18 protein-coding genes are annotated in these 20,606 nt (G+C 39.5%); 4 read left to right on the plus strand and 14 right to left on the minus strand.

From position 1 onward, the window contains the following. Positions 1-5: 5 nt before the first annotated feature. Entirely contained in the window at positions 6-563 is a 558-nt protein-coding gene (locus tag ACTB0Y_RS05880; protein ID WP_463205881.1) for a 1-acyl-sn-glycerol-3-phosphate acyltransferase, read from the minus strand. Positions 564-644: 81 nt separating this feature from the next. Beyond that, positions 645-2,225, minus strand: coding sequence for a T9SS type A sorting domain-containing protein (locus ACTB0Y_RS05885; RefSeq protein WP_463205882.1), 1,581 nt, complete (start codon positions 2,223-2,225; stop codon positions 645-647). Between the two features lie 247 nt (positions 2,226-2,472). Here ACTB0Y_RS05885 and ACTB0Y_RS05890 point away from each other — a divergent pair, with 247 nt between their 5' ends. Together ACTB0Y_RS05890 and ACTB0Y_RS05895 are read left to right on the plus strand one after the other, a co-directional pair. Beyond that, positions 2,473-5,256, plus strand: coding sequence for a transporter substrate-binding domain-containing protein (locus tag ACTB0Y_RS05890; protein ID WP_463205883.1), 2,784 nt, complete (start codon positions 2,473-2,475; stop codon positions 5,254-5,256). A gap of 3 nt (positions 5,257-5,259) precedes the next feature. Further along, entirely contained in the window at positions 5,260-5,904 is a 645-nt protein-coding gene (locus tag ACTB0Y_RS05895) for a metal-dependent transcriptional regulator (protein ID WP_463205884.1), read from the plus strand. Here the strand turns inward: ACTB0Y_RS05895 and ACTB0Y_RS05900 are convergent. From ACTB0Y_RS05900 to ACTB0Y_RS05925, 6 genes are all read right to left on the minus strand, one after another. Then, positions 5,901-6,467 carry a hypothetical protein gene (locus tag ACTB0Y_RS05900; RefSeq protein WP_463205885.1) on the minus strand — a complete coding sequence of 189 codons (567 nt, stop codon included), beginning with the start codon at positions 6,465-6,467 and terminating at the stop codon, positions 5,901-5,903. The two genes, ACTB0Y_RS05895 and ACTB0Y_RS05900, sit on opposite strands and share 4 nt — an antisense overlap. Positions 6,468-6,487: 20 nt before the next feature. Beyond that, on the minus strand, positions 6,488-8,344 hold the full coding sequence (locus tag ACTB0Y_RS05905; RefSeq protein WP_463205886.1) for a 3-oxoacyl-ACP synthase III family protein: 1,857 nt from the start codon (positions 8,342-8,344) through the stop codon (positions 6,488-6,490). Between the two features lie 4 nt (positions 8,345-8,348). After that, entirely contained in the window at positions 8,349-10,211 is a 1,863-nt protein-coding gene (locus tag ACTB0Y_RS05910) for an SDR family NAD(P)-dependent oxidoreductase (RefSeq protein WP_463205887.1), read from the minus strand. 3 nt (positions 10,212-10,214) lie between these two features. Then, positions 10,215-10,976, minus strand: coding sequence for an enoyl-CoA hydratase/isomerase family protein (locus ACTB0Y_RS05915; protein WP_463205888.1), 762 nt, complete (start codon positions 10,974-10,976; stop codon positions 10,215-10,217). 109 nt (positions 10,977-11,085) lie between these two features. Then, positions 11,086-11,349, minus strand: coding sequence for a potassium channel family protein (locus tag ACTB0Y_RS05920; RefSeq protein WP_463205909.1), 264 nt, complete (start codon positions 11,347-11,349; stop codon positions 11,086-11,088). Positions 11,350-11,599: 250 nt separating this feature from the next. Beyond that, on the minus strand, positions 11,600-12,172 hold the full coding sequence (locus ACTB0Y_RS05925) for a DUF998 domain-containing protein (protein ID WP_463205889.1): 573 nt from the start codon (positions 12,170-12,172) through the stop codon (positions 11,600-11,602). A gap of 594 nt (positions 12,173-12,766) precedes the next feature. Here ACTB0Y_RS05925 and ychF point away from each other — a divergent pair. Both ychF and ACTB0Y_RS05935 read left to right on the plus strand, forming a co-directional pair. Then, positions 12,767-13,867 (plus strand): redox-regulated ATPase YchF, encoded by a 1,101-nt coding sequence (gene ychF / locus ACTB0Y_RS05930; protein ID WP_463205890.1) that lies wholly within the window; start codon positions 12,767-12,769, stop codon positions 13,865-13,867. Between the two features lie 9 nt (positions 13,868-13,876). After that, the gene (locus tag ACTB0Y_RS05935) at positions 13,877-15,490 is read left to right on the plus strand and encodes an alkaline phosphatase family protein (protein WP_463205891.1); all 1,614 of its coding nucleotides are present in this window, start codon (positions 13,877-13,879) and stop codon (positions 15,488-15,490) included. Positions 15,491-15,593: 103 nt separating this feature from the next. On the opposite strand, the gene ACTB0Y_RS05940 is transcribed toward ACTB0Y_RS05935, so the two are convergent. The 6 genes from ACTB0Y_RS05940 to mutY all read right to left on the minus strand — a co-directional run bounded on the left by ACTB0Y_RS05940 (position 15,594) and on the right by mutY (position 20,425). After that, positions 15,594-16,325, minus strand: a complete 732-nt coding sequence (locus ACTB0Y_RS05940; RefSeq protein ID WP_463205892.1) for a phosphoglycerol geranylgeranyltransferase — start codon at positions 16,323-16,325, stop codon at positions 15,594-15,596. Further along, a complete protein-coding gene (locus ACTB0Y_RS05945; RefSeq protein ID WP_463205893.1) occupies positions 16,312-16,965 on the minus strand; it encodes a 4'-phosphopantetheinyl transferase family protein in 654 nt (217 codons plus the stop codon). The genes ACTB0Y_RS05940 and ACTB0Y_RS05945 overlap by 14 nt, the downstream gene beginning before the upstream one ends. Further along, on the minus strand, positions 16,965-17,546 hold the full coding sequence (gene gldD, locus ACTB0Y_RS05950) for a gliding motility lipoprotein GldD (RefSeq protein ID WP_463205894.1): 582 nt from the start codon (positions 17,544-17,546) through the stop codon (positions 16,965-16,967). Before gldD ends, ACTB0Y_RS05945 begins: the two co-directional genes overlap by 1 nt. Next, positions 17,524-18,789: a gliding motility-associated protein GldE gene (gene gldE / locus ACTB0Y_RS05955; protein ID WP_463205895.1), complete on the minus strand. Its 1,266-nt coding sequence runs from the start codon at positions 18,787-18,789 to the stop codon at positions 17,524-17,526. Before gldE ends, gldD begins: the two co-directional genes overlap by 23 nt. A 104-nt stretch (positions 18,790-18,893) precedes the next feature. Continuing rightward, positions 18,894-19,331: a single-stranded DNA-binding protein gene (locus ACTB0Y_RS05960; RefSeq protein WP_463205896.1), complete on the minus strand. Its 438-nt coding sequence runs from the start codon at positions 19,329-19,331 to the stop codon at positions 18,894-18,896. A gap of 38 nt (positions 19,332-19,369) precedes the next feature. Beyond that, entirely contained in the window at positions 19,370-20,425 is a 1,056-nt protein-coding gene (gene mutY / locus ACTB0Y_RS05965; protein ID WP_463205897.1) for an A/G-specific adenine glycosylase, read from the minus strand. Positions 20,426-20,606 lie beyond the last annotated feature (181 nt).

The following is a 20,606-nucleotide window of genomic DNA, read 5'->3' on the forward strand; positions in this document are numbered from 1 at the left end:
AACTTTTACATATTTTGTGGGTAGGCAAACTTATCGCCATGCCGCGGTTCAGGATCTACGAATTTATAAAATCTAATAAGATTTTCGAAATCAGTTTGCGGGTCTTTCGTTGGTTCTATTATTTCTCCCAGCACCACCTTCTTTTTTTCATAATCGATGGCTGCGGGTAAAATTGGAATTTTGACTTTACTGGCCATAAAATAAAAACCCTTTTTCCATCTTCTTGTGCGTTTACGTGTACCTTCAGGAGTAACAACTAATACAAACTTATCCTGGCCCTTCATTTTTTTCAACACTTGCTCAATCATAGATCTTGGTGAGTTTCTGTTGACTGGAATTGCCTTCAATACTTTGAGCAACAGGCTATAAGGAAAAAAGAACAGTTCTTTTTTAATTAAAAAATGCACATTTTGTCGCATATTAGTAGCTACAAGGCGGCCAATAACAAAATCCCAATTGGAGGTATGTGGCGCCACAGCAATGATATACTTTTGGGCATCGGGCACCCGACCTTCAAGTTTCCAGCCTAAAATTCTTAATAAAATTTTTGCTACTTTATGCATAATATGACCTGCGGAAGATTAGTACAAAAAAATTACATAAAACGCACCCTACCCTACGGTTTTATTTGGTTTGAGGTGGTACTATTGTATTACAAGTTTTTTCTTTATATTCTTTTGCTCAGTCTTAATTTGAAGCACATGCAAACCAACAAGATTGTCAGGTATGTTTATAACAATTAGCCTGTCTACATTGCTATAAGCCTTCTGCCACATTAGATTTCCACCTAAATCCCAGATTTTCACCGAAACATTGCCCGATAAGTTTTGATTATAAACCGTAAGATTCCGATCTGCCGGGTTGGGGCCAATATAGTATTCATCCTCATCTGTCTGATTCTCCATAGGCCACCCATACCAATATGCAGCATCTTTGTTCTCCGGATCGAGCCAATATTTAAGCTGTGCTGTGGAGTCACTATATCGATCGAAAGCTTCGCTAAACTTCAAATAATAGTCATTAACCGGATTGTCGCACGTAGCCTCGCCGCCAGTAAGCGTTCCCACAAGTTTAAAATTACTATTAAACAACCCGCTGCCACTTGAGCCTCCCTCTGTTACACCCACATCCCATCTAAGAATGCGCCAAAATGTATATCGATCATATTCAGCAAAGTGCGATGTCACGGGCGAATCGTAATCAATGCAGATTTTTTTCACATCTCCTTTGGGATGATGTATACCAACAGTAGTTCCCGGAGCATCGGATGAAGCATTCCAACCAACAAAAAACGGTTCATAGCTTTCAGGAACAGGTTCGGAAATTTCTAAAAGCGAAAAATCCAGTTTCCCTTCAACGTCATATTTACTGGCTTTTAATGTTGCTCCGCTGATGGTATATGCATTCGGATTCGGATAATCTTCTTCCGGACCATCGCAATACAAGCTTTCGTATTTGAAATAAAAAACCATATTAGCCGCTGAATAATCATCGTCGATGCAGTGGTTGGCTGTTAGAAAATATGGAGTAAAATCATTACGTGTGTTGTTAACCAATGTGCCGGAGCAAAGCCATCCATTATCGTAGACAATACGCGCTACAGCATTTTTCACCTCTTGCCACGGCATACCTTCTTCACAATTGATATCTACATTGCATTCACCTGAGCTGGGAAAAGATTCCTCATCATAAGTGATACCAAGCCTATGCAACTTGACCATGTCAGACTTTAACTTTTTATCGGCAATAATCTCAATCACTATCTCGGGAGCCATAAAAACAGGAAAGGCTGTTAGGTCAAATTCATTCTGAACAGGGTCATAGGGCCCATATACGATACCTGACTGTACGTTTTTCACAAACACACTCCTCACCTGCCCTTTCAGCAAACCCTGAAGTGTAAAGTTCAGCGCAAAAGCATCATTGGCTTTTATTTTTAATAGATAGTGTGCATTACCGCCTTTTTTATCACCTTCTGCCTGCAGAGTAAAAGGATAATTTGTTTCTACAGGTACAGCAAATTGCCAGGCAGGTTCATTTTGCATTATTTCTCGTCTTTGTTTGGGCAGGTCAATTTGGTATTCATCAACAACAAAAGCATCTGAGGGCCTGTCAATATTTTTCAATATAGAATTGTCCTGAGCACTGGAGGCTGAGCTGACAAGCATCAACAAAAAGACCAAACTCCTGAAGTACTTTATGGCATAAAAAAATAATTTAATCATAGTATTAGCCGTTCGTTATCGTTACATTTTTTATCAAATTTAAAGAAAAATACTTTTCGCAGTAGGCACTTTGGCATATATGTGTTATTTTTATATCTTGTTGACTAATTTGAAATAAACAACAAAGCTGTATATCAATTACAACCTGGTTTTTTGTAATATTGAATACATAATCTTTAATGTTTCAATTAATTTTAAAGCAGCTTAAAGTTACTAATTTTAAAAGACTGAGGCTAAACAATAATAGATGCATAGATTTTTATTATTTATAGTGTTTTTTGCAACGTTAAGTTTTGCACAGGCAGAAAAACAAAAACTTAAAGTAGGGATAAGGACAAACTATCCGCCTTATGAGTTTACGTCTAACGAGCGAATCATTGGTTTTAATATTGATATCCTACACCAACTATCTGATCTGTTTAGTTACGATTTAAAATTCGTTAAAGGAGACAAAGAGACCCTGTATCAAATGCTGGATAGTGGTCAAATTGACTTTATCAGTTTTTGTTTTCAATCGCAAGAGAACAAAGCCGCCTATAACCTATCCATACCATACAATATGGTATCTTTTGGTATTTATATTCCTTACCAGTCATCCATTAAGAACCCTGAAGACATTATGCCCTATAAGGTGTCCCTACAAAATGAGTTACTTTATGAGATGATGGGCAATAACAAAAAATTTGCAGGTCACCTCGTACTCAGAAGATCCCAAAACCAATGCCTGCAGGATGTCATTAACGGAGATGCCGATGCTGCTATCATAAGTAGTTTAAGCGGAAAGTATTTAATTGAGCGCAACAACTACAAAATGATTAAAGTTCCTCCAATAAACTTTAAAAACCTGCAATATTCATTTGCTTTCTCCAAAACTAACGACAGCCTGCTTGTTCAATTTAACGAAGGGCTGAATATTTTAAGAGAAACAGGCACATATAACCGTATTTATCAGAAATGGTTCGGGGAGGTACACCCTAATCAAATTACAGAAAAAAAGCCGATAGTCTACTGGCCTTATTACGTGCTAGCTTTAATTATTGCCGTGCTCCTGTTTCTGTTGATAAATCAAAGAAGAAAATATCTTGATTTAAAACAGATGAAGAGTAAAGAAATTGATATAAGGCATAATGCTGAACGAACGTTATACGATTACCAACTTCTTGTAGAGGGCATGGTGGATACCTTGCCGCACCTGATAATAGCTCAGGATGAAAATAAAAAAGTAAAGCTGGTTAATAATGCCTTCGCACAACTTATTGGACAACCAAAGGACGAAATACTCAATAAGAAGCTTGACACAAATGCCTTACCCGACAAAAACCTGATCTCATTACTTGAACACAAGGGTGGCGAACAAAAAAATCAGAACTATCAGATAAAGTTGGTAGACACCAACTCCCGGATGCGCACTTTTGATATAAGCAAACGAAAAATAAAAAAAGCAACGAACAAGGAGACCATCAATTTCCTTGTTGGTATTGACATAACAGAGCGAGAACAAAAGGATGAAGAACTGAAAAAAGAAAAAGCCTTACTAACCAGCCTGATAAATTCTATACCTGATCTTATCTTTTATAAAGACCGCACCTTAAAATATGTTGGCGCAAACAATGCTTTCAAAAAGTTCAATGGTTTTAAATCAGAAAAAGACTTCATAGGAAAATCAGACGCTACACTTTTCGATAAAAAAAAGGCCAAAGATTTTAAACGAACTGACCAGCAAATACTTAACACCAAAGAACGTTTAGAACTCAGCGTATGGGAAACAGACAATGATGGCAACAGAGTGCTTTATGACACACTTAAAGTACCTATTGTCGATCAAAACGGTGAACTTTTAGGTATTGTGGGCATAAGTCGCGATATAACACAGCAGGCAGATATTCAACGCCAGCTGCAAAAAGCAAAAACAAAAGCAGAAGACAGCGATAAGCTGAAAACCATATTTTTAACCAACCTTTCGCATGAAATCAGAACACCATTGAACTCAATAATAGGTTTTTCCGATCTATTGACCGATCCCGACCTTACGGATGATCAAAGAGAAGAATTTACCGAACTGATAAACAAAAGCGGAGCCTCTCTACTCGCACTGGTAGACGACATCATGGATTTATCAAAAATTGAAGCCAACCAGATTCAAATCAATAAAAACAAGTTCAACATCAACCAGGTGCTTATAGACCTGCATGCATCTATTGAAGAAAATCGTGATGCCGTGCATAAGCATGCTGTCTCACTTGAATATTATATTCCTGGAAACGAAGATGAAGCACTGTACTTTAACCACGACGACTTCCGCATAAAACAAGTGCTGAGCAATTTAATAAAAAACGCGCTGAAGTACACCAGTAAGGGAGAAGTAAAGTTTGGTTATCGTTTCACTGAAAATGAAATCGTGTTTTTTGTAAAAGATACCGGACTGGGTATTTCAGAGGAAGATAAAAAGCATATTTTCGAAAACTACAACAGCGGAAAATCCATCGAACAATTTGGAGGCTCCGGGCTGGGTTTGTCCATCTCAAAAAAGCTTGTTGACATTCTGGGGGGTAAAATAGCTTTTACAACAGATGAACTAAAGGGCTCCGAATTTTTCTTCAGCTTTCCGCTGAAAGACCACAGCACAAGCCAACCGGTTCCCAGTACAGAGTTAGCAGAAACTTACGACTGGTCAGACATTCAAATTCTGGTAGCTGAAGATGAACAAAACAATTTTTTCTTTATCAAAGAAGCACTTAAAAAGACAGGAGCAAAAATTATTTGGGCAGAAGACGGTTTAAGAGCCGTTGAAGAAGTAGAATCAAATCCAAAAATAGATTTGGTGCTTATGGATATAAAAATGCCAAACCTAGATGGTTATGAAGCAACAAAACAAATAAAGCAAATCAGGAAAGATCTGCCCATAATAGCCCAAACTGCTTATGCCATGAGTGATGAAAAAGACCTTAGCTTGCAAGCAGGTTGCGATGAATACCTCACAAAACCTATTCGTCCCAAAAAGCTACTTAGAAAAATCAATAAGTTACTATAAAACATGCTATCGCATAATGCCAGAATCTTTTTAACAACCCTGTTCGAGTATACACAGCGCGAAGAGCGCCTGCGCACAACATTCGCGGCGAAAAAACTGGGTGTTTCTAAAGCTGCCATTACTGAAATATCAAGAGCACTGCGCGATGAAGGATATATTTTATATGAACCATACAAGCCCTATGAACTTACAATTGCAGGTAAAAAAATAGCCGAAACACTTTTCTATAGAATTGGAATAATCGAAAAATATTTTTTTACACAATTCAAATTATTGCCCTTCAGAGCTAAAAGCGAAGCTGTTAAAGCAGAGCCGGGTCTCTCCGACTTAATTATAGATAAGATGAAGTTACACACGCCTGCACCCGAAATTAGCCTTTTCGGGCATCCACTTACAGATTCAAACCCCTATAAAACAACCTTATTGAGCAAATGCAAGGAAGACATGATTGTTAAACCAATTGCAATAAAACCCTTCCCTGAAAATTATCAAAGCAGCTTGTGGAGCGAATTGGCAACACTTATTGGGAAAAGCATCCGAATAAATGAAATAGATACAGAATTAGAGGCTGTTCAGTTTATTGTAGATAACGAATCACGGCACATTAGCCTAAAACTTGCTCAAAACATAATTGTTGCTATTGGTTAATTATCAAAGTTATAGTTTATTTCCCTGAGCTCATAATCTGAAGGGATATTGAAAATATTGGTGGGAAGCGCTGCATTTTCATTAATAAACTTCACGTAATATATCACTTTACCTTCCACAGCTAATTTCATAAGCAATTGCTCATAAAACCAAAGTTTAAGTTGCTTACTTTTATATACATTACATTGATATGCCAAAATATCATCTGTTCCTGTTTTAGTATAATAATCAAGTGCATAAAGTGCAGAGTCCCTTTCCTGAGGAACCTTGGTTACCAGCTTCTTTTTATGATCAAAAGTATACCTAAAACCATTGGCATAAAGTATTCGCTTATTAATTGGTTTCCCTTTATGCTTTCCCAGAATATCAGCACTAAGCCTGGCGCCGTGATCCATCACATAAATTTTAATCTGGTAGTCTGTTGAGTCTTTTTGGTATACAGCTTCTACTATTCCGCTGGCAAAAGGTGTTTCATAAACAAATATCCTTTGAGCAGTTATTCCTCCAATATTTGCAACTATTAGAACTATTATAAAACACCATTGGCAAATGCTCGAATTCATTAATATAAGGTTTTAAACTATTACTTCCGAAATGCACATGCATCTGTTCTTAAAATCATCGGTCCCTGGTATTTGTCGTAAGTATGAGGTACTTTGAGTAAATACAGGGAACGTATAACTCGCTCGGCAAGCTGATCAAGGTCTGCCCAGGGGTACTCTTGATGCATGCCTTTCATAGCTGCAATACGTCCTCTTTTAGACATATACCGGGTTAATTCTTCATAAACAGCCGGAATAAACCATACTGTACGTACACCTTTCGAAATCGCCTCCCCAGCCATACTACCAGATAGTCCGTGCCAGCCGGATGCTGCCGCCGCTATAGGACTTGGCTCGGTAAGTGGCGCTTTTTCCAGGGGGTGGCCTAATGCGACCATAGTTTGACTGGTCTTAGGCAACAACTCACGGCTTAGGCGATCAAAAACTTCCTGAATACTACTGGTTGCCTCTGGGAGTTCCGTAAATCCGTATATTGTTTCTGATGCCATCCCAATATTCAGCACGTAGTCCCATTGCTGTTGCTCAAACTTCTGAAGAAATTCAGTTGCTTCTTCGGAAGCGTTTATTTCGTGATGAAGCAAATTTATTTTCTCAGCATCTTTTAAGCAGTCTTCAAGTTGCTTCTTATATTCATTTTCATTGTTTACATGAAAATGTGCTTCAACTTCGGTGTTTTTTAATTTTTCTGCAAGTAAAACGCCCAATGTATTGTCGCCAAATAGTACCAGTAATTTTTTATTTTTAAGAAGCGCATGAGGTTTCTTTGCTTTATTACCTGCAGCCTTCATACTTTTGGGCACAACATAGGTCCAGGCTCCATATTCACCGCCAACACCTGCTGTGGGGCATAATAATTTCATTCCTGGTTTTAAGCGGCCTTGTTCCTGAAGCATCGATAAAGCAATGGGAATTGTGGTTCCTGAAACGTTACCATATTCTTTCTGAGCCTCCTGGAACATTTTTTCTCTCGGCAAGCTTATCTCATCGGCTACCGTGTGTAAAATTGCATTACCCGTTTGGTGTGGCACCACAAGGTCAACATCCTCAAGTTTCCAATCATCGCGTTTAAGCACTTCATTGGAAGAGTCTATGAGGTTAGGCACTGCACGCCGTTTTACAGCAGCACCATCCATATAGAGGTTCCAGTCTTTATCTACACCTACAAAATCAATCATGCGCAAATCATGATGATTCACAATAGCTCCAACGCCCTCATGTTTTCCCTTTTTTGTCACCCTGGAAATAATGGCTGCTGCAGCGGCATCGCCAAATGTCGCATGGTATACAAAATCCCGCTTTCGATTGAGAAAATGAGACATGGTCTCGGTGTTGGCAATCAAAATATTATTTACATCAGGACGTGATCGAAAAAAGTCAAGCGAACGGCGCAAAGCAATATTGAAACCGGCACAGCCCGATGTAAGCGTCATTGCTGGTGTAATATTATCATCTTTAGTAAAATAGCATTTTAAAGTTGCTGCTATGCCCGGTGCTTGTTCCTGCGGCGACACCGTACTTACAACCCAGCCATCAATATCCTCAGCATCAAGGTTTGCGTTATCTAAAGTTTTTTGAACAGCCTCAACCAAAAGATCGAGAGAATTTTCTGCCACATCCTGGTTTTGCTTAATGGGAGGCCAGGGCGTTACATGGTGCCGCTTTTGAAAACCCATTTTATAACCCACGAAATATTCAAAAGGGGTAACATCGGGATGTGTTTTGAGATAAGCCTGATAATTTTTGCTGTGTTTTATTAATTCCGGATTAAAACCATCAAGCATATCGTTTTCTGCTGCTTCTTCAAGCATCCGATTTGTAACCTCGTATTTTCCGGCGGCATGTCCAAATCCGCTCAATATATAATTGAATTCCTCCATAGTTCTATTTTTTTATCCAGTAATAACCATCACGACGCACAATTAAATCACCTTCCCAGGAATGTTGCACATTAGCAACTTTTGGTCTGTAAAGCGAACGCACAATCCTGTCGGCCACCTCCTCTGCCGGCAATAACCGTGGCTGATTAATGCTCATCATGGCTGACAGCTGCTGTTTAGGATTAAGTTTATCCACCATACCGCTGTTTAACAACCCAAGCATATAATAAATGGTTTTTACACCCTGTCTATGAAAAGCTCTTGCCACACCGGCGGTATAACTGTGTAAAGCTCTTTTTGAGGCCACATAGGTAGATGAACCACTAAAAAGCGCATCTTCGGCTACCGAACCCACTATCAGCACGGTATCTTCAACCTTTGCAACCAAAGTATCTGTAATAGTTTTTATGCTGAGCAGGTTCACTTGTAAACTTGTAGCCATCTCATCTGCAGTTACCTCTGTTGCCCGACTCAGACTACCCGTAATAGCAGAAGTGTGTATTAGATAATTGATGGTTTTATACTCATTATTGATTTGGCTGGCAAAGGTTTCAACTTCTTTCGTGTCAGCAAAGTTGCACCTGATGATGCGATAATTAATATCTTTTTTGTCCAGCCACTGTCCTAACTCTTCAGCCTTGTTCAGGTTACTGTTATATTGCAAAATAAGATCGCAACCTTCGTTGGCAAGCTGTTTTGTGACTTGTTGGCCTAACCCGCCTGTTGCACCTGTGACAAGTGCCAACTTTCCGGTTAGCGGACGATATGTTTTGGGTTTCTTCCGGGGTTTTGGTACGATATAGGAAAAACCGCCAAACTCCCCTCCTAATCCGCAAACCGAAGTAACCAGTTTCATTCCCGGTTGCAGTTTATTTTCATCGGTAAGTAAGCCCAGACCAAATGGGACACTCGCCCCGCTAAGATTACCATACTCCAGCTGAACAACCTGGTAAAGTTTTGCAGGTGGCACTTTTAACTCTGCTGCTGCAGGTTGCACAATGGCATGCCCCGTTTGATGGGGAATAAGCATATCGATACCATCAACCGTCCAATGGTTAGCCTCCAGCAATTGATTTGATATATTGACAATATTCTGTGTAGCCCTTTCCTTTACACGAGTAGGCCCCATGTAGAGATCCCCCTGTTTGTTGGCTCCGAGAAAATCTATCATGTGTAAGTCTTCTCCATTGCGCACATGAGTAACACCTACCTTTTCTTTGCCCTCTGTTCTTGTAAGTACAACGGCTGCCGCAGCATCGGCAAAAGTTACGTAGGGCACAAACGATGGTTCATGCATCAACAAGCCCGACATCACTTCAGTATGCACAATTACGATGTTTTGTGCTTCCGGGTGCCTGTTAAAATAATCCAATGCGCGCTCTACATTAATATTAAATCCCACGCAGGCAGAATTAACCGTTGCCGCGGGCCGGGCATTATCCCAATGAGTAAAATGGGCCTTGATAGTAGCCCCAATACCAGGGGCCTGTTCGAATGGTGTAGCAGTTCCGGCCAACCAAAGGTCGATATGCTCCGGATGAACCCCACTTTTCTGTAAAGCATCTTCTACGGCACGCACACCTAGTTCAAGCGTGGACTCTGCCCGCTTAAATGCCTCCTCAACCGGAGGAAAGGGCACTACATGATAACGGTTATGAAAGCCCATCTTTTGCCAGGCAAAATATTCTAACGGTGAAGTTTCACCATTTTGCTCAACAAACGCTTTATAATCGGGTAACTGAAGAATACGTTCCGGATTAAAATCACCAATCCAGCCAGCTCTTATTGCCTCCTCAATCTCCTTGTTGGTTACCTTATATTTACCATGAGCGTATCCTATTCCTGTAAAAACATAATTATCTGCCATGAATCACTTATCTTTCTTTTTGTTTGCTTCAAAAAAATCTTTAATCAAAGGGCGTGCTCTTCGGGTGAGCAACCTGGCAAAACCTTCAGATTCTGCCACATAACCCTCATCAGTACCTGCAAGCCTGATGGCTCGTTTTAGTGCTACCGAGGCTTCCTTACCGTATTTCCCTAACACACTTGTCAAATCATTAACAACCTCATCAATAAAATGGTTGGCATCAAATACTTTTTGCACCAGCCCCCTGTTGAAACACGTGCTGGCAGAAAGCTTTGTGCCCGAAAAAATCTGATAAAATGCGTCTGCCCGGCCAAGCTGTTGGGTTAAGCGCTGTGTAGCTCCTCCCCCTGGAATCATGGAATAATTTAATTCTGGCAAACTAAACCATGCATCAGTAGTGGCAAAAATCATATCGGCTGCCAGCGCCAACTCAAAGCCACCACCAATAGCATAACCATGTACAGCTGCTACAACCGGAGCCTGATATTTACCGATGTAAAAAAGTAACTGGTGTAAGGATTGGCTTATTTCCAGGGCTCGAGCTTCTGTAACATCCACCATTTCTTTCAAATCGGCTCCTGCCACGAAGCATTCTCCGCGGCCTGCCAATATTACAAATTGGTTGTCATTGGCAGGTTCGGTAAAATAACTTAAGAGTTCTTCAATTACCTCAGAAGATATCACATTGCGCGACTCAGGCCTATTGAACCATAAAATAGTTCCTCCCTCCCGCAACTCCATGTCGAATGTTCGGTACTCAGCCATATTTTTGTTTCAAAAATACGACTTGTAAACCAATTTCAAAAATTCATTTTACATTTAAAAATTTCGCTCCAGCCTTATAGAGCAAAAAAGGGTAATTTTCGGTTTTAATTTAGGGGTTGAGCTTCTCCCCGCAATTTTTACAAAAAACTGCATCAACATCATGTTCTTCGTTCCCACAACTCGAGCATTTTGTCCCATGCTGCCTGTTCATTCTTGCCATTTCGGCACTTACTATGCCAGTAGGAACCGCAATGATGGAATAACCTAATATCATGATTAAACTGGCGACAAACTGCCCCATATTTGTACCCGGTGAAATATCCCCATATCCCACTGTAGTGAGCGTAACAATAGCCCAGTAAATTGATCGGATAAAAGCGCATCATTTTCTTTTTTGCACTATATACTTAGACTATTTTAGTTAGAAAAGGTAATATATCAACTATAGTTTTATCTACCTTATTGAAAACGCATAAACTGTTCTATGTGAACAAAAAACATCCAATCAAAGTAGTTGTTCCTAATAACCACACTTCGATTTAGCCCTAATTAAAACACATAAAATATTGTTTTACTGATTTGCCTGAGTAATAAGCCAGATCAGCAATCTGCCTGTTTGCAGGCTATTTCTTTAGGTGTGCATTAAGCTGAAATGCAACAAGCGAGAACCATCCGAATACTACCAGACCAAATAACCTCTGAGTTAAACCACGATATTCCATTGGGTCCAACCTCGCCACCATTGCCCATAAGTAGAGAAACATTAAGGCTCCGGCAATAATTGAGCCCACATGTACGATTTTTTTATCTATCATGTGGTTCAGTTCGTAAAGAAAAACAAAAGGAGCAATCATTATAAATAAGCCTAAACCATAAAATCCATGCCATGGTGATCCAATAGGAAATATGGCACCAAAGATGAAGGTGACAGCAAAAAGAAATACAAGAACGGTAAAAATTGAAAACTGTTTTTTGAAATTTACAACTAAGCCAATCGATAGTAAAAAAAGCGAAATACTAGTAGCTATAATCCCAATCTGAAAAATAATTACAGCTGTTTTATTGGCATTTATTCCTAGTTCGCTGGCATGTTGCCCTATGTGACAATAATCATTAGCAAAAAAAGAAGCAATGATTATACTGGCAAAATAAATAACAGGTAAAAAAATGGCTTGCTTAATGAGTAAATACTTCATAATGGATTATTTAAGATAAAACCTTTAAATGATACGTTGCTACGAGGATGTGATTTATAAAAGTTATTATTGTGAAATACTTACAATATACAGACTATAAATGAATTAAACAATTAATTATATTTTGCCCAAACAAAACTAATTCTGCTTGCACAGCTCTTTCTAAATTATTTCCAACAAGCAAAGGGGCCGCATAAAGCATTAGTAACCCACACCTATAAAAAGCTTCAGGTATCAGAAGCAGGCAAACTAAAATTTATTAAAACGCTTCAGAAGTAAGTGACCCGTTATAATTCCCGTACAGTGGCACATCCTGGGCTAACTCATTCCTCGCTGAGTCAATTTTGGATGTAACAAAATCAAAGGAAATGTCAAAGGTTCCACCATCTTTCGAAATGGTTAATGAACCATCCGTTACATCATAAGCCAGCTCATAGCTTTGATTGCCGGAATCAAAGCCTAACTTTAGAAATGCAAAAGAAAAAACTTCTATTCCATTTTCAGGGCATAGTTATTGAGTAATGATTCTCTTTTCAATTACTATTTTCAGTAATAAATATTACTTTTGCGCCGAACTTTTTAAATCATTAATCCATGGCACTTCAATGTGGAATAGTAGGATTACCCAACGTTGGCAAATCCACCCTTTTTAACTGTTTATCAAATGCCCGTGCACAATCGGCCAATTACCCGTTTTGCACCATTGAGCCCAATTTGGGAATAATTAACGTGCCGGATGAACGATTGATAGAGTTGGAGAAAATTGATAAACCGGAACGTGTGGTACCGGCAACCATTGAATTTGTAGACATTGCCGGTCTGGTAAAAGGCGCAAGCAAGGGTGAAGGCCTGGGCAATAAATTTCTGGCCAACATACGTGAAACTGATGCCATTATTCATATTCTCCGCTGCTTCGATGACGACAATGTAACGCACGTCGATGGGTCGATTGATCCGGTTAGGGATAAAGAAACCATCGACATAGAATTGCAACTGAAAGATTTGGAAACCATAGAATCGCGGATTGAGAAAGTAGCGAAAAAAGCCAAAGCCGGTGCAGATAAGACAGCCGCCAAAACCCTGGAGATTCTTAATCGTTACAAAGAGACACTTGAATCAGGGCAGGCCGGACGTGTGGTAACACTCGATAAAACAGAGAAAGAGCTCGTAAAAGACCTTCACCTGCTAACAACCAAACCTGTTTTGTACGTCTGCAATGTAAAAGACAGTGAATTGCAAACGGGTAACCAGTATGTTGATGCAGTAAAAAAAGCTATTAAAGACGAAGCGGCGGAAGTAATTATGATTGCTGCTGCAACAGAAGCCGATATTGCAGAACTCGAGAGCTACGAGGAAAGACAGATGTTTCTGGAAGATATGGGCCTCAGTGAACCCGGCGTGAACAAGCTAATAAAAGCCGCTTACCGTTTATTAAATCTGGAAACATTTTTTACAACCGGTAAAGATGAAGACCGCGCCTGGACTTTTAAGAAAAATACAAAAGCACCACAAGCAGCCGGTGTTATTCATACCGACTTTGAAAAAGGTTTTATAAAAGCAGAGGTAATTAAATACGATGATTACGTGAGTTTACGTTCTGAACAAGCCTGCAGAGAAGCCGGCAAAATTGCCATTGAAGGGAAAGAATATGTAGTACAGGATGGCGATATCATACATTTCCGTTTCAACCTTTAAATATTTTCTATGCGCAAACCGATTTTTTCATTACTCGTTCTGGCTTTTACCACAAATATTCTTATTTCGCAGGATATGCCCAGGGTACCGGGCGATAAACCCAGGCTGATTGTAGTTGCCGTGGTAGACCAAATGCGGTTCGATTACCTGTATAAGTTTGACAACTACTTTACCGAGGATGGTTTTAAAAAGTTAGTCAACGAAGGAACGGTTTGTAAAAATGCTCATCACAACTACATGCTCACACAGCAGCTACCCGGGTATGTAACAATCATGTCGGGAGCAGAACCTTCCAGTCACGGTCTCGTATCAGACAAATGGGTTTCAAGGGTAAACAATAAAATTATTGAAGCTGGCGTCGATCCAAAAGTAAAAGCGCTCAATGCACATGGCAAAGACCTGTATTTCTCACCCCGAAATCTACGCACGTCTTTCTTTTCAGACGAGCTTAGCTTGTCGAACAACGGCCGTTCTAAAATCATTTCCATTGCTTTGGATGGAAATGTGGCGGCTTTGGCAGGTGGGCATACCGCTGATGATGCTTATTGGTTCGACCATGGCAATGGAAACTGGATCACCTCTACTTTTTACCGCGACAGTCTTCCAAAATGGGTAAACCAGTTTAACGACAAAAAACTATCTGATGTATACCTCGACCGAAAATGGATGCCTTTACAACCGCAAAAAGAAGTTGAAGACTCAGGCAAATTCACCATTAAAAAATTTATGCATAATTTAGTAAACCTTAAAAGGCTTACCAATAATTACCGTGTTTTGAAGCGCACGCCCTTTGGCAATAAACTAACCAAAGATTTTGCTATTTCAGCCATTGTAAACGATTCGTTGGGCAAAGACAATTATACTGATGTGCTTGTGGTTGGATTTAACGCACCAGGATACATCAACCAAAAAAATGGCCCCATGTCAGACGAAATAGCCGACACTTATCAGCGGCTCGACCGCGACATAGCGCACTTTTTATCTTTTTTGGATGCAGAAATAGGCAATGAAAAAGTGCTTTTCCTGCTAACCGCAGATCGTGGCACGGGTTATACGCCCGAATACTTAGAACAGAACGGCATTCCGTCCGGAGAATTCGATCATAAAAAAATGATGGCTGTACTCAAAGCCTACCTCAATGTTATTTATGGCAAAGGTAATTGGATACAAAATTATAGCGCCAAACAAATTTATCTAAACCACCAGCTTATAGAAGATGCTAAAGAAAACCTACCTGAAATGCAGGAAAGAATTGCAGGTTTCCTGATACAATTTTCAGGCATTTCCGATGCTATACCAGCTTCTGTAATGCAAAAAAGCAGTTTCATGGAAGGGGTAAATTATCAAATGCAAAATAGTTACCACCGGCAGCGATCAGGTGATATCATCATTAATCTTGAACCCGGATGGATAGAACAAACCGACAAGAAAGTCTTACAAAATTCAGGTTACAACTATGATGTGCACGTGCCCCTTATCTGGTATGGCTGGAAAATGCCGCGGCTGACGCTTTACCGGGAAATTGAAACAAGCGATATTGCCGCTACGCTCTCTGAATTTTTAGAAATTGCACCTCCTAACGGAAGCAGCGGTAATGTTATAGAAGAGCTTCTCGGACGCTAATGAATGCTTCGATTAATACCGGATAATGCCCGGATGTAAAACCCATACCTGCTTATGAAAGACCATAAACAACAATGACAAGGTAAGAAAATAACGAACAGTTTTATTTTTTGCTTAAAAGGTCATCTCTAACCTTCACTAAATCAGATACAAATTCAGGGTTACGCTCCACACCATTACCCACAACAAGTAAATTTGCACCTGAAGACCATACATCATGCGCTTGCTCGGGTGTACGCACACCGCCACCAACAATCACCGGAATTTTCACTGCATTGGTTACAGCTTTAATAATCTGTTCCGGAATTGGGTGGTCTGCTCCGCTCCCGGCCTCAAGATAAAGTTGCTGCATACCAATCATCTCACCGGCCAATGCTGTAGCTACAGCCAAATCCGGCTTATGGTCAGGCAGTGGTGTGGTGTTGCTCATATACTGAACAGATGTAATTTTGCCACAATCGAAAATCATATACCCGGTTGAGCGTACCGGAATATTGTATTGCTTAAGTTTGGGAGCTGCCATCACATGGTGGCCAATTAAAAAGTCGGGATTACGACCTGAAATAAGGTTCAGCATCATAAAAGCATCGGCTTTGGGGCTTATCTGGAAAGCATTTCCCGGAAAAATAATGATAGGCAACTGGGTTTGTTTACGAATTAAATCCAGTGTGTAATTGAGATTGTTAAATAATAAACTTCCGCCTACTAAAATATAATTCACTTTATCAATGCCGGAAGCACTAAAAAGGTGATCGATACTTTGCTCATCAACCTTGTCAGGATCGATAAGTATTGCCAGTTTTTTATCTTTCACAGTTAAACTACCCGTGTGCATAACATTCATTTTTTTTATCGACCACCCAGGTTAAAACCTGATCGCCCATTAACTCATACACTAATTCATGGTTAGTGTAGGCGTGTTCTGTAATAATAGAAGCCTCTATTCGTCGCTGTCCATCATTGCTAAACCCATGAATTAACAACTGTTTAGAAAACTCAATTCCTTGTTTTTTCAAAAGTTTGTACAAACTTTCTTTTGATGACCACAGCAATGTAGCATCGCGGGCTGGATACTCATCTGAGATAAATTGAATTTCTGACTCCCCGAGAAATCGCTTTGCGATGCGCAACGCTTTGGATTCGATCGTCTCTATGTCGACACCGCAAGGATACTTACTGTGCATTAAACACACATATTTGCGGGAATGTGCCACAGAGATAAACAGCTCCGGATTACTTAAATATGGAGCACCAACGCTATTGTAACTGATTGATTCTTCTGGAAAAATTTTTCGTAATAATATTCTTGTAGCTAAGAACTCCGTTTGCCGTTTTTCATTGGTAATATTCTCCAATTGTATTTTCTCGTCTGGTGTTAGCGTTAACCACGGCAGTAAATCAACAGGTGCTTCTGACAATTCCCAAAGTTGAATTGCCGTGTTTGAATTCAGCCATATTTGTTTGTCAAAAGGCATTATTCCCAGTGCAAAGTTTCTATTAAATGCTCAATATCTTTCCGCGCAAACTTTACCAGAGGGGCCAGTGAATCTTTATTTGGGGCAGCCCTGAAATAAAGTGCTCCACGAAGATAATGATTTACCGAGTCGGTAGCAACAAATTGAATATTAGAAGCTGCATCGCCCTTAATCTCATAAAGCACACCGTAAACACGCCTGCCGGGTTTCAGAAAAACCTGTTCTTCAATTGCATCGGCTTTCACGGTATGTCCATATACCATAGAATGTGCATCTTCGAGTAGCATTTTCAGATTATTATTAACTGCTTTATAACTCAGGTGAATTCTACCCCGGGTAGGTTTGATAAAAACATTTTTCCAACAAGGCTCTTGTGCATTTACTTGTTCTATGACAGAATACGTTCCAATTTCGAAGCTATAAGGACACGAATCCTTTAATGTCTTATATTCATGCTCGGGCAAATCAAACCGGATATAACCATTAGGTTTAGGGATATAATCGCCACCACATCCCATCATGAAAAATACTGCACTCAGAAGGATAAATACAATGGAACTATTGTTCATCTTTTTGCTCATGTAACGTAACTTTTACTTTCTTAATTCTACGATGATCGGCTGCTTCAATCTGCAAAGTAAAACGTTCATATTCGAATTTTTCGTATACATGAGGAATTTCTTCAGATTGTTCTAATATAAATCCTGCAAGGGTATCTGCATTAGATTCCTGGAATACAGCTCCCTGATAGTCGATAATTTTACAAAAATCATTCAAAGATGTTTTCCCTTCAAAAAGATAGGTTTTATCGTTTACTCTCACAAAATCGCTGCGCTGCTCATCAAATTCATCTGAAATATCACCCACTATTTCTTCCAAAATATCTTCGAGCGTTACAATACCACTTGTCCCGCCATACTCATCCACAACCACAGCCAAATGAATCTTTTTTTCCTGCAGCTCACCAAGCAGGTCGTTAATCTTTTTGTTTTCAGGAACAAAATAAGGTGGTCGTACCAGGCTTTGCCAGCTAAAACTGGACGATTTATCTAAATGTGGTAATAAGTCTTTAATATATAACACCCCTTTAACATCGTCGAATGTGCGCTGATAAACGGGAATCCTGGAGTATCCTGAATCCATTATCTGGTTCAACATGGATTGGTAATTGGATTTAATGTCTACGGCTACAACATCTACCCTGGGTTTCATTATTTCACGCACTTCGGTACTGGTGAAATCTACAATCCCTTGCAACATATCTTTTTCTTCGTCAAGATCTTCCTGTGTGAGCTCCAATGCATTGCTTAAGTCATCCATGGAGATATCCTGCTTTTTCTTAACCTTTTTATCCACAACAGAAGTAGAATAAATAAGGAACTGGCTTATTGGAGAAAAAACTTTGCTCAGGAAAAAGAGTGGCAATGACATAAATTTGGCAAAACCCAGATAATTGTGGGTGGCATAAACTTTCGGTATTATTTCGCCAAAAAGCAATAGAAGAAACGTTATTAATACTACCTGAATAACGAACCCCCACACCGGAGCCATCGAAAAATCGACCAGTGATAAGGTAAGATAAGATGATAAAATAACTATTCCCACATTAACGAAGTTATTGGATACCAGTATAGTTCCCAACAACTTTTTCGGCTGTCCTATAAGTTTTATAACCACCTTGGGAATGCGGCCCTCACTCTTCCGTAGTTTCCTGATATTATTGGGCTTAAGGGAAAAAAAAGCAACTTCAGACCCTGAAATCAGGGCTGAAGCTGCAATTAATATCACCAGGATCACCAAACCAATAACGGTTTCGGTGGTCATTGGAAAAAAGTCTATTTTAAAACTATTTACTAAAATCGTCGAATACGGTTCTGTTTCCAACTCCTAAATCGGTTTTAATTTAAAATTCAATATAATCTTATTGATTAAAATGGCAGGTCTTCCTCATCAGGCTGACTGTTATAGTCTGTTGATGGAGCAGGTTCCTGTGCTGCACTTGATGCTGCTGCACCCTGATTACTGTTGTCTGATGAGCCCTTACGGTCCAGCATCTGCATATTATCAGCTACGATTTCTGTTACATAACGGTCATTTCCATCACGATCCTGATACTTGCGTGTCTGAATTCTACCTTCAATATATAATTGCGAACCCTTCTTCACATAATCTTCTACAACTTTGGCCAATCCGCGCCACACAACTACGTTGTGCCATTCGGTTCTTTCGGTGCGCTCACCCTGTCGGTTTTTAAACCGTTCCGATGTAGCCATGGGAAAACGTGCAAGCGAGAGGTCATTTTCTAAATGTTTTACTTCAGGGTCTTTTCCTACATTCCCTACAAGAATTACTTTGTTTACTGACATAATACTTAGTTTTTGTTATACATAAAATTCATACAAAGTTATAGTAATTTTTTATCCTTATTCAAATAAATTTCAGTTAATCTTGAAACTGGATAGTCTTTTAGTGTGCTTTTGTTAATATTGAGGTTTAGTTTACCCGGCTCCTCAGATAAAGTAACTTTGACAAATGTGGCATAAATGTTCTGATGTGTTAAAACATGCTTTTCAACCGGAGATATAGTTACCTCATTTATAGCTTCTGGGTTTAAATACCATCGCTCAATTGCCATATTTAAGATTTCGTCGCCTGTAACCTGATTTGTCAACTCTATCATTGGAAACTCATAAAGGCCTTCCCATATATCATTAGGCCCTCGTTGGTATATATGCGTGTATTTACTTTTCAAAAAAATAAAATAATAAAAATAGCGTGTCCGCTTTTTTACCTTAACTTTTTTAACAGGCAGTTCTTTTTGCTTATTGGTTCTTAACGCTTCGCAAAAAACCGCCACCGGACATAGGTTACAAGCAGGATTCCGGGGTATGCATACTTTTGCTCCAAGCTCCATCATGGCCTGGTTGAATTCTCCGGGAGCATTTACATCCATTAAGTTTTCCGCTATATTTTTTAAGGTACGTATTACATCGGGCCGATCTATTGGCATATTGATAGCGTTTAGGCGGCTCACAACACGTTTTACATTTCCATCTATGGCCGCAACAGGCTCATTAAAAGCAATAGAAGCAATGGCAGCAGCAGTATAAGGGCCAACACCCGGCAACTTAATCAAGTTTTCGTAATTTTCCGGAAACACTCCATTGCATGATTCTACAATAACCCTGGCAGCTTTATGTAAATTTCTCGCCCGGGTATAATATCCCAACCCCTGCCACAATTTAAGAACCTCATCCTTATGAGCAGCAGCAAGCTTAAACACATCAGGATATCGATTTATAAAATTATGGTAATAACTCATCCCTTGTTCAACGCGGGTTTGCTGTAAAATAATCTCAGACAGCCAGATTTTATAAGGATCGGTAGTACTCCGCCAGGGTAAAGGTCGTCTATTATCATTATACCATATTAATAGTGAATGGCTGAAATTTCTCATCATGCAAAAATAGCATATTTACATTGGTTTTCGATAATCAGTCAGTCTCTGTCTGATACAAAACAAGCAGTTATCATTTGTATAAAAACCTGATTAATAAAAAGTTGTAACCAATATCTAATTCATCATTGAGTGCAAAACTGTTTTCGTAACAACCTATTAAACAAACATATAATTGGTCAGG

It is taken from the genome of Salinivirga sp. (genome assembly GCF_055145285.1).

Excerpts from the sequence above, each read along its gene's own strand:
- ACTB0Y_RS05880 (WP_463205881.1), bottom strand. The coding sequence starts at position 563 with ATGCATAAAGTAGCAAAAATTTTATTAAGAATTTTAGGCTGGAAACTT.
- ACTB0Y_RS05885 (WP_463205882.1), bottom strand. The coding sequence starts at position 2,225 with ATGATTAAATTATTTTTTTATGCCATAAAGTACTTCAGGAGTTTGGTC.
- ACTB0Y_RS05890 (WP_463205883.1), top strand. The coding sequence starts at position 2,473 with ATGCATAGATTTTTATTATTTATAGTGTTTTTTGCAACGTTAAGTTTT.
- ACTB0Y_RS05895 (WP_463205884.1), top strand. The coding sequence starts at position 5,260 with ATGCTATCGCATAATGCCAGAATCTTTTTAACAACCCTGTTCGAGTAT.
- ACTB0Y_RS05900 (WP_463205885.1), bottom strand. The coding sequence starts at position 6,467 with ATGAATTCGAGCATTTGCCAATGGTGTTTTATAATAGTTCTAATAGTT.
- ACTB0Y_RS05905 (WP_463205886.1), bottom strand. The coding sequence starts at position 8,344 with ATGGAGGAATTCAATTATATATTGAGCGGATTTGGACATGCCGCCGGA.
- ACTB0Y_RS05910 (WP_463205887.1), bottom strand. The coding sequence starts at position 10,211 with ATGGCAGATAATTATGTTTTTACAGGAATAGGATACGCTCATGGTAAA.
- ACTB0Y_RS05915 (WP_463205888.1), bottom strand. The coding sequence starts at position 10,976 with ATGGCTGAGTACCGAACATTCGACATGGAGTTGCGGGAGGGAGGAACT.
- ACTB0Y_RS05925 (WP_463205889.1), bottom strand. The coding sequence starts at position 12,172 with ATGAAGTATTTACTCATTAAGCAAGCCATTTTTTTACCTGTTATTTAT.
- ychF (WP_463205890.1), top strand. The coding sequence starts at position 12,767 with ATGGCACTTCAATGTGGAATAGTAGGATTACCCAACGTTGGCAAATCC.
- ACTB0Y_RS05935 (WP_463205891.1), top strand. The coding sequence starts at position 13,877 with ATGCGCAAACCGATTTTTTCATTACTCGTTCTGGCTTTTACCACAAAT.
- ACTB0Y_RS05940 (WP_463205892.1), bottom strand. The coding sequence starts at position 16,325 with ATGCACACGGGTAGTTTAACTGTGAAAGATAAAAAACTGGCAATACTT.
- ACTB0Y_RS05945 (WP_463205893.1), bottom strand. The coding sequence starts at position 16,965 with ATGCCTTTTGACAAACAAATATGGCTGAATTCAAACACGGCAATTCAA.
- gldD (WP_463205894.1), bottom strand. The coding sequence starts at position 17,546 with ATGAGCAAAAAGATGAACAATAGTTCCATTGTATTTATCCTTCTGAGT.
- gldE (WP_463205895.1), bottom strand. The coding sequence starts at position 18,789 with ATGACCACCGAAACCGTTATTGGTTTGGTGATCCTGGTGATATTAATT.
- ACTB0Y_RS05960 (WP_463205896.1), bottom strand. The coding sequence starts at position 19,331 with ATGTCAGTAAACAAAGTAATTCTTGTAGGGAATGTAGGAAAAGACCCT.
- mutY (WP_463205897.1), bottom strand. The coding sequence starts at position 20,425 with ATGATGAGAAATTTCAGCCATTCACTATTAATATGGTATAATGATAAT.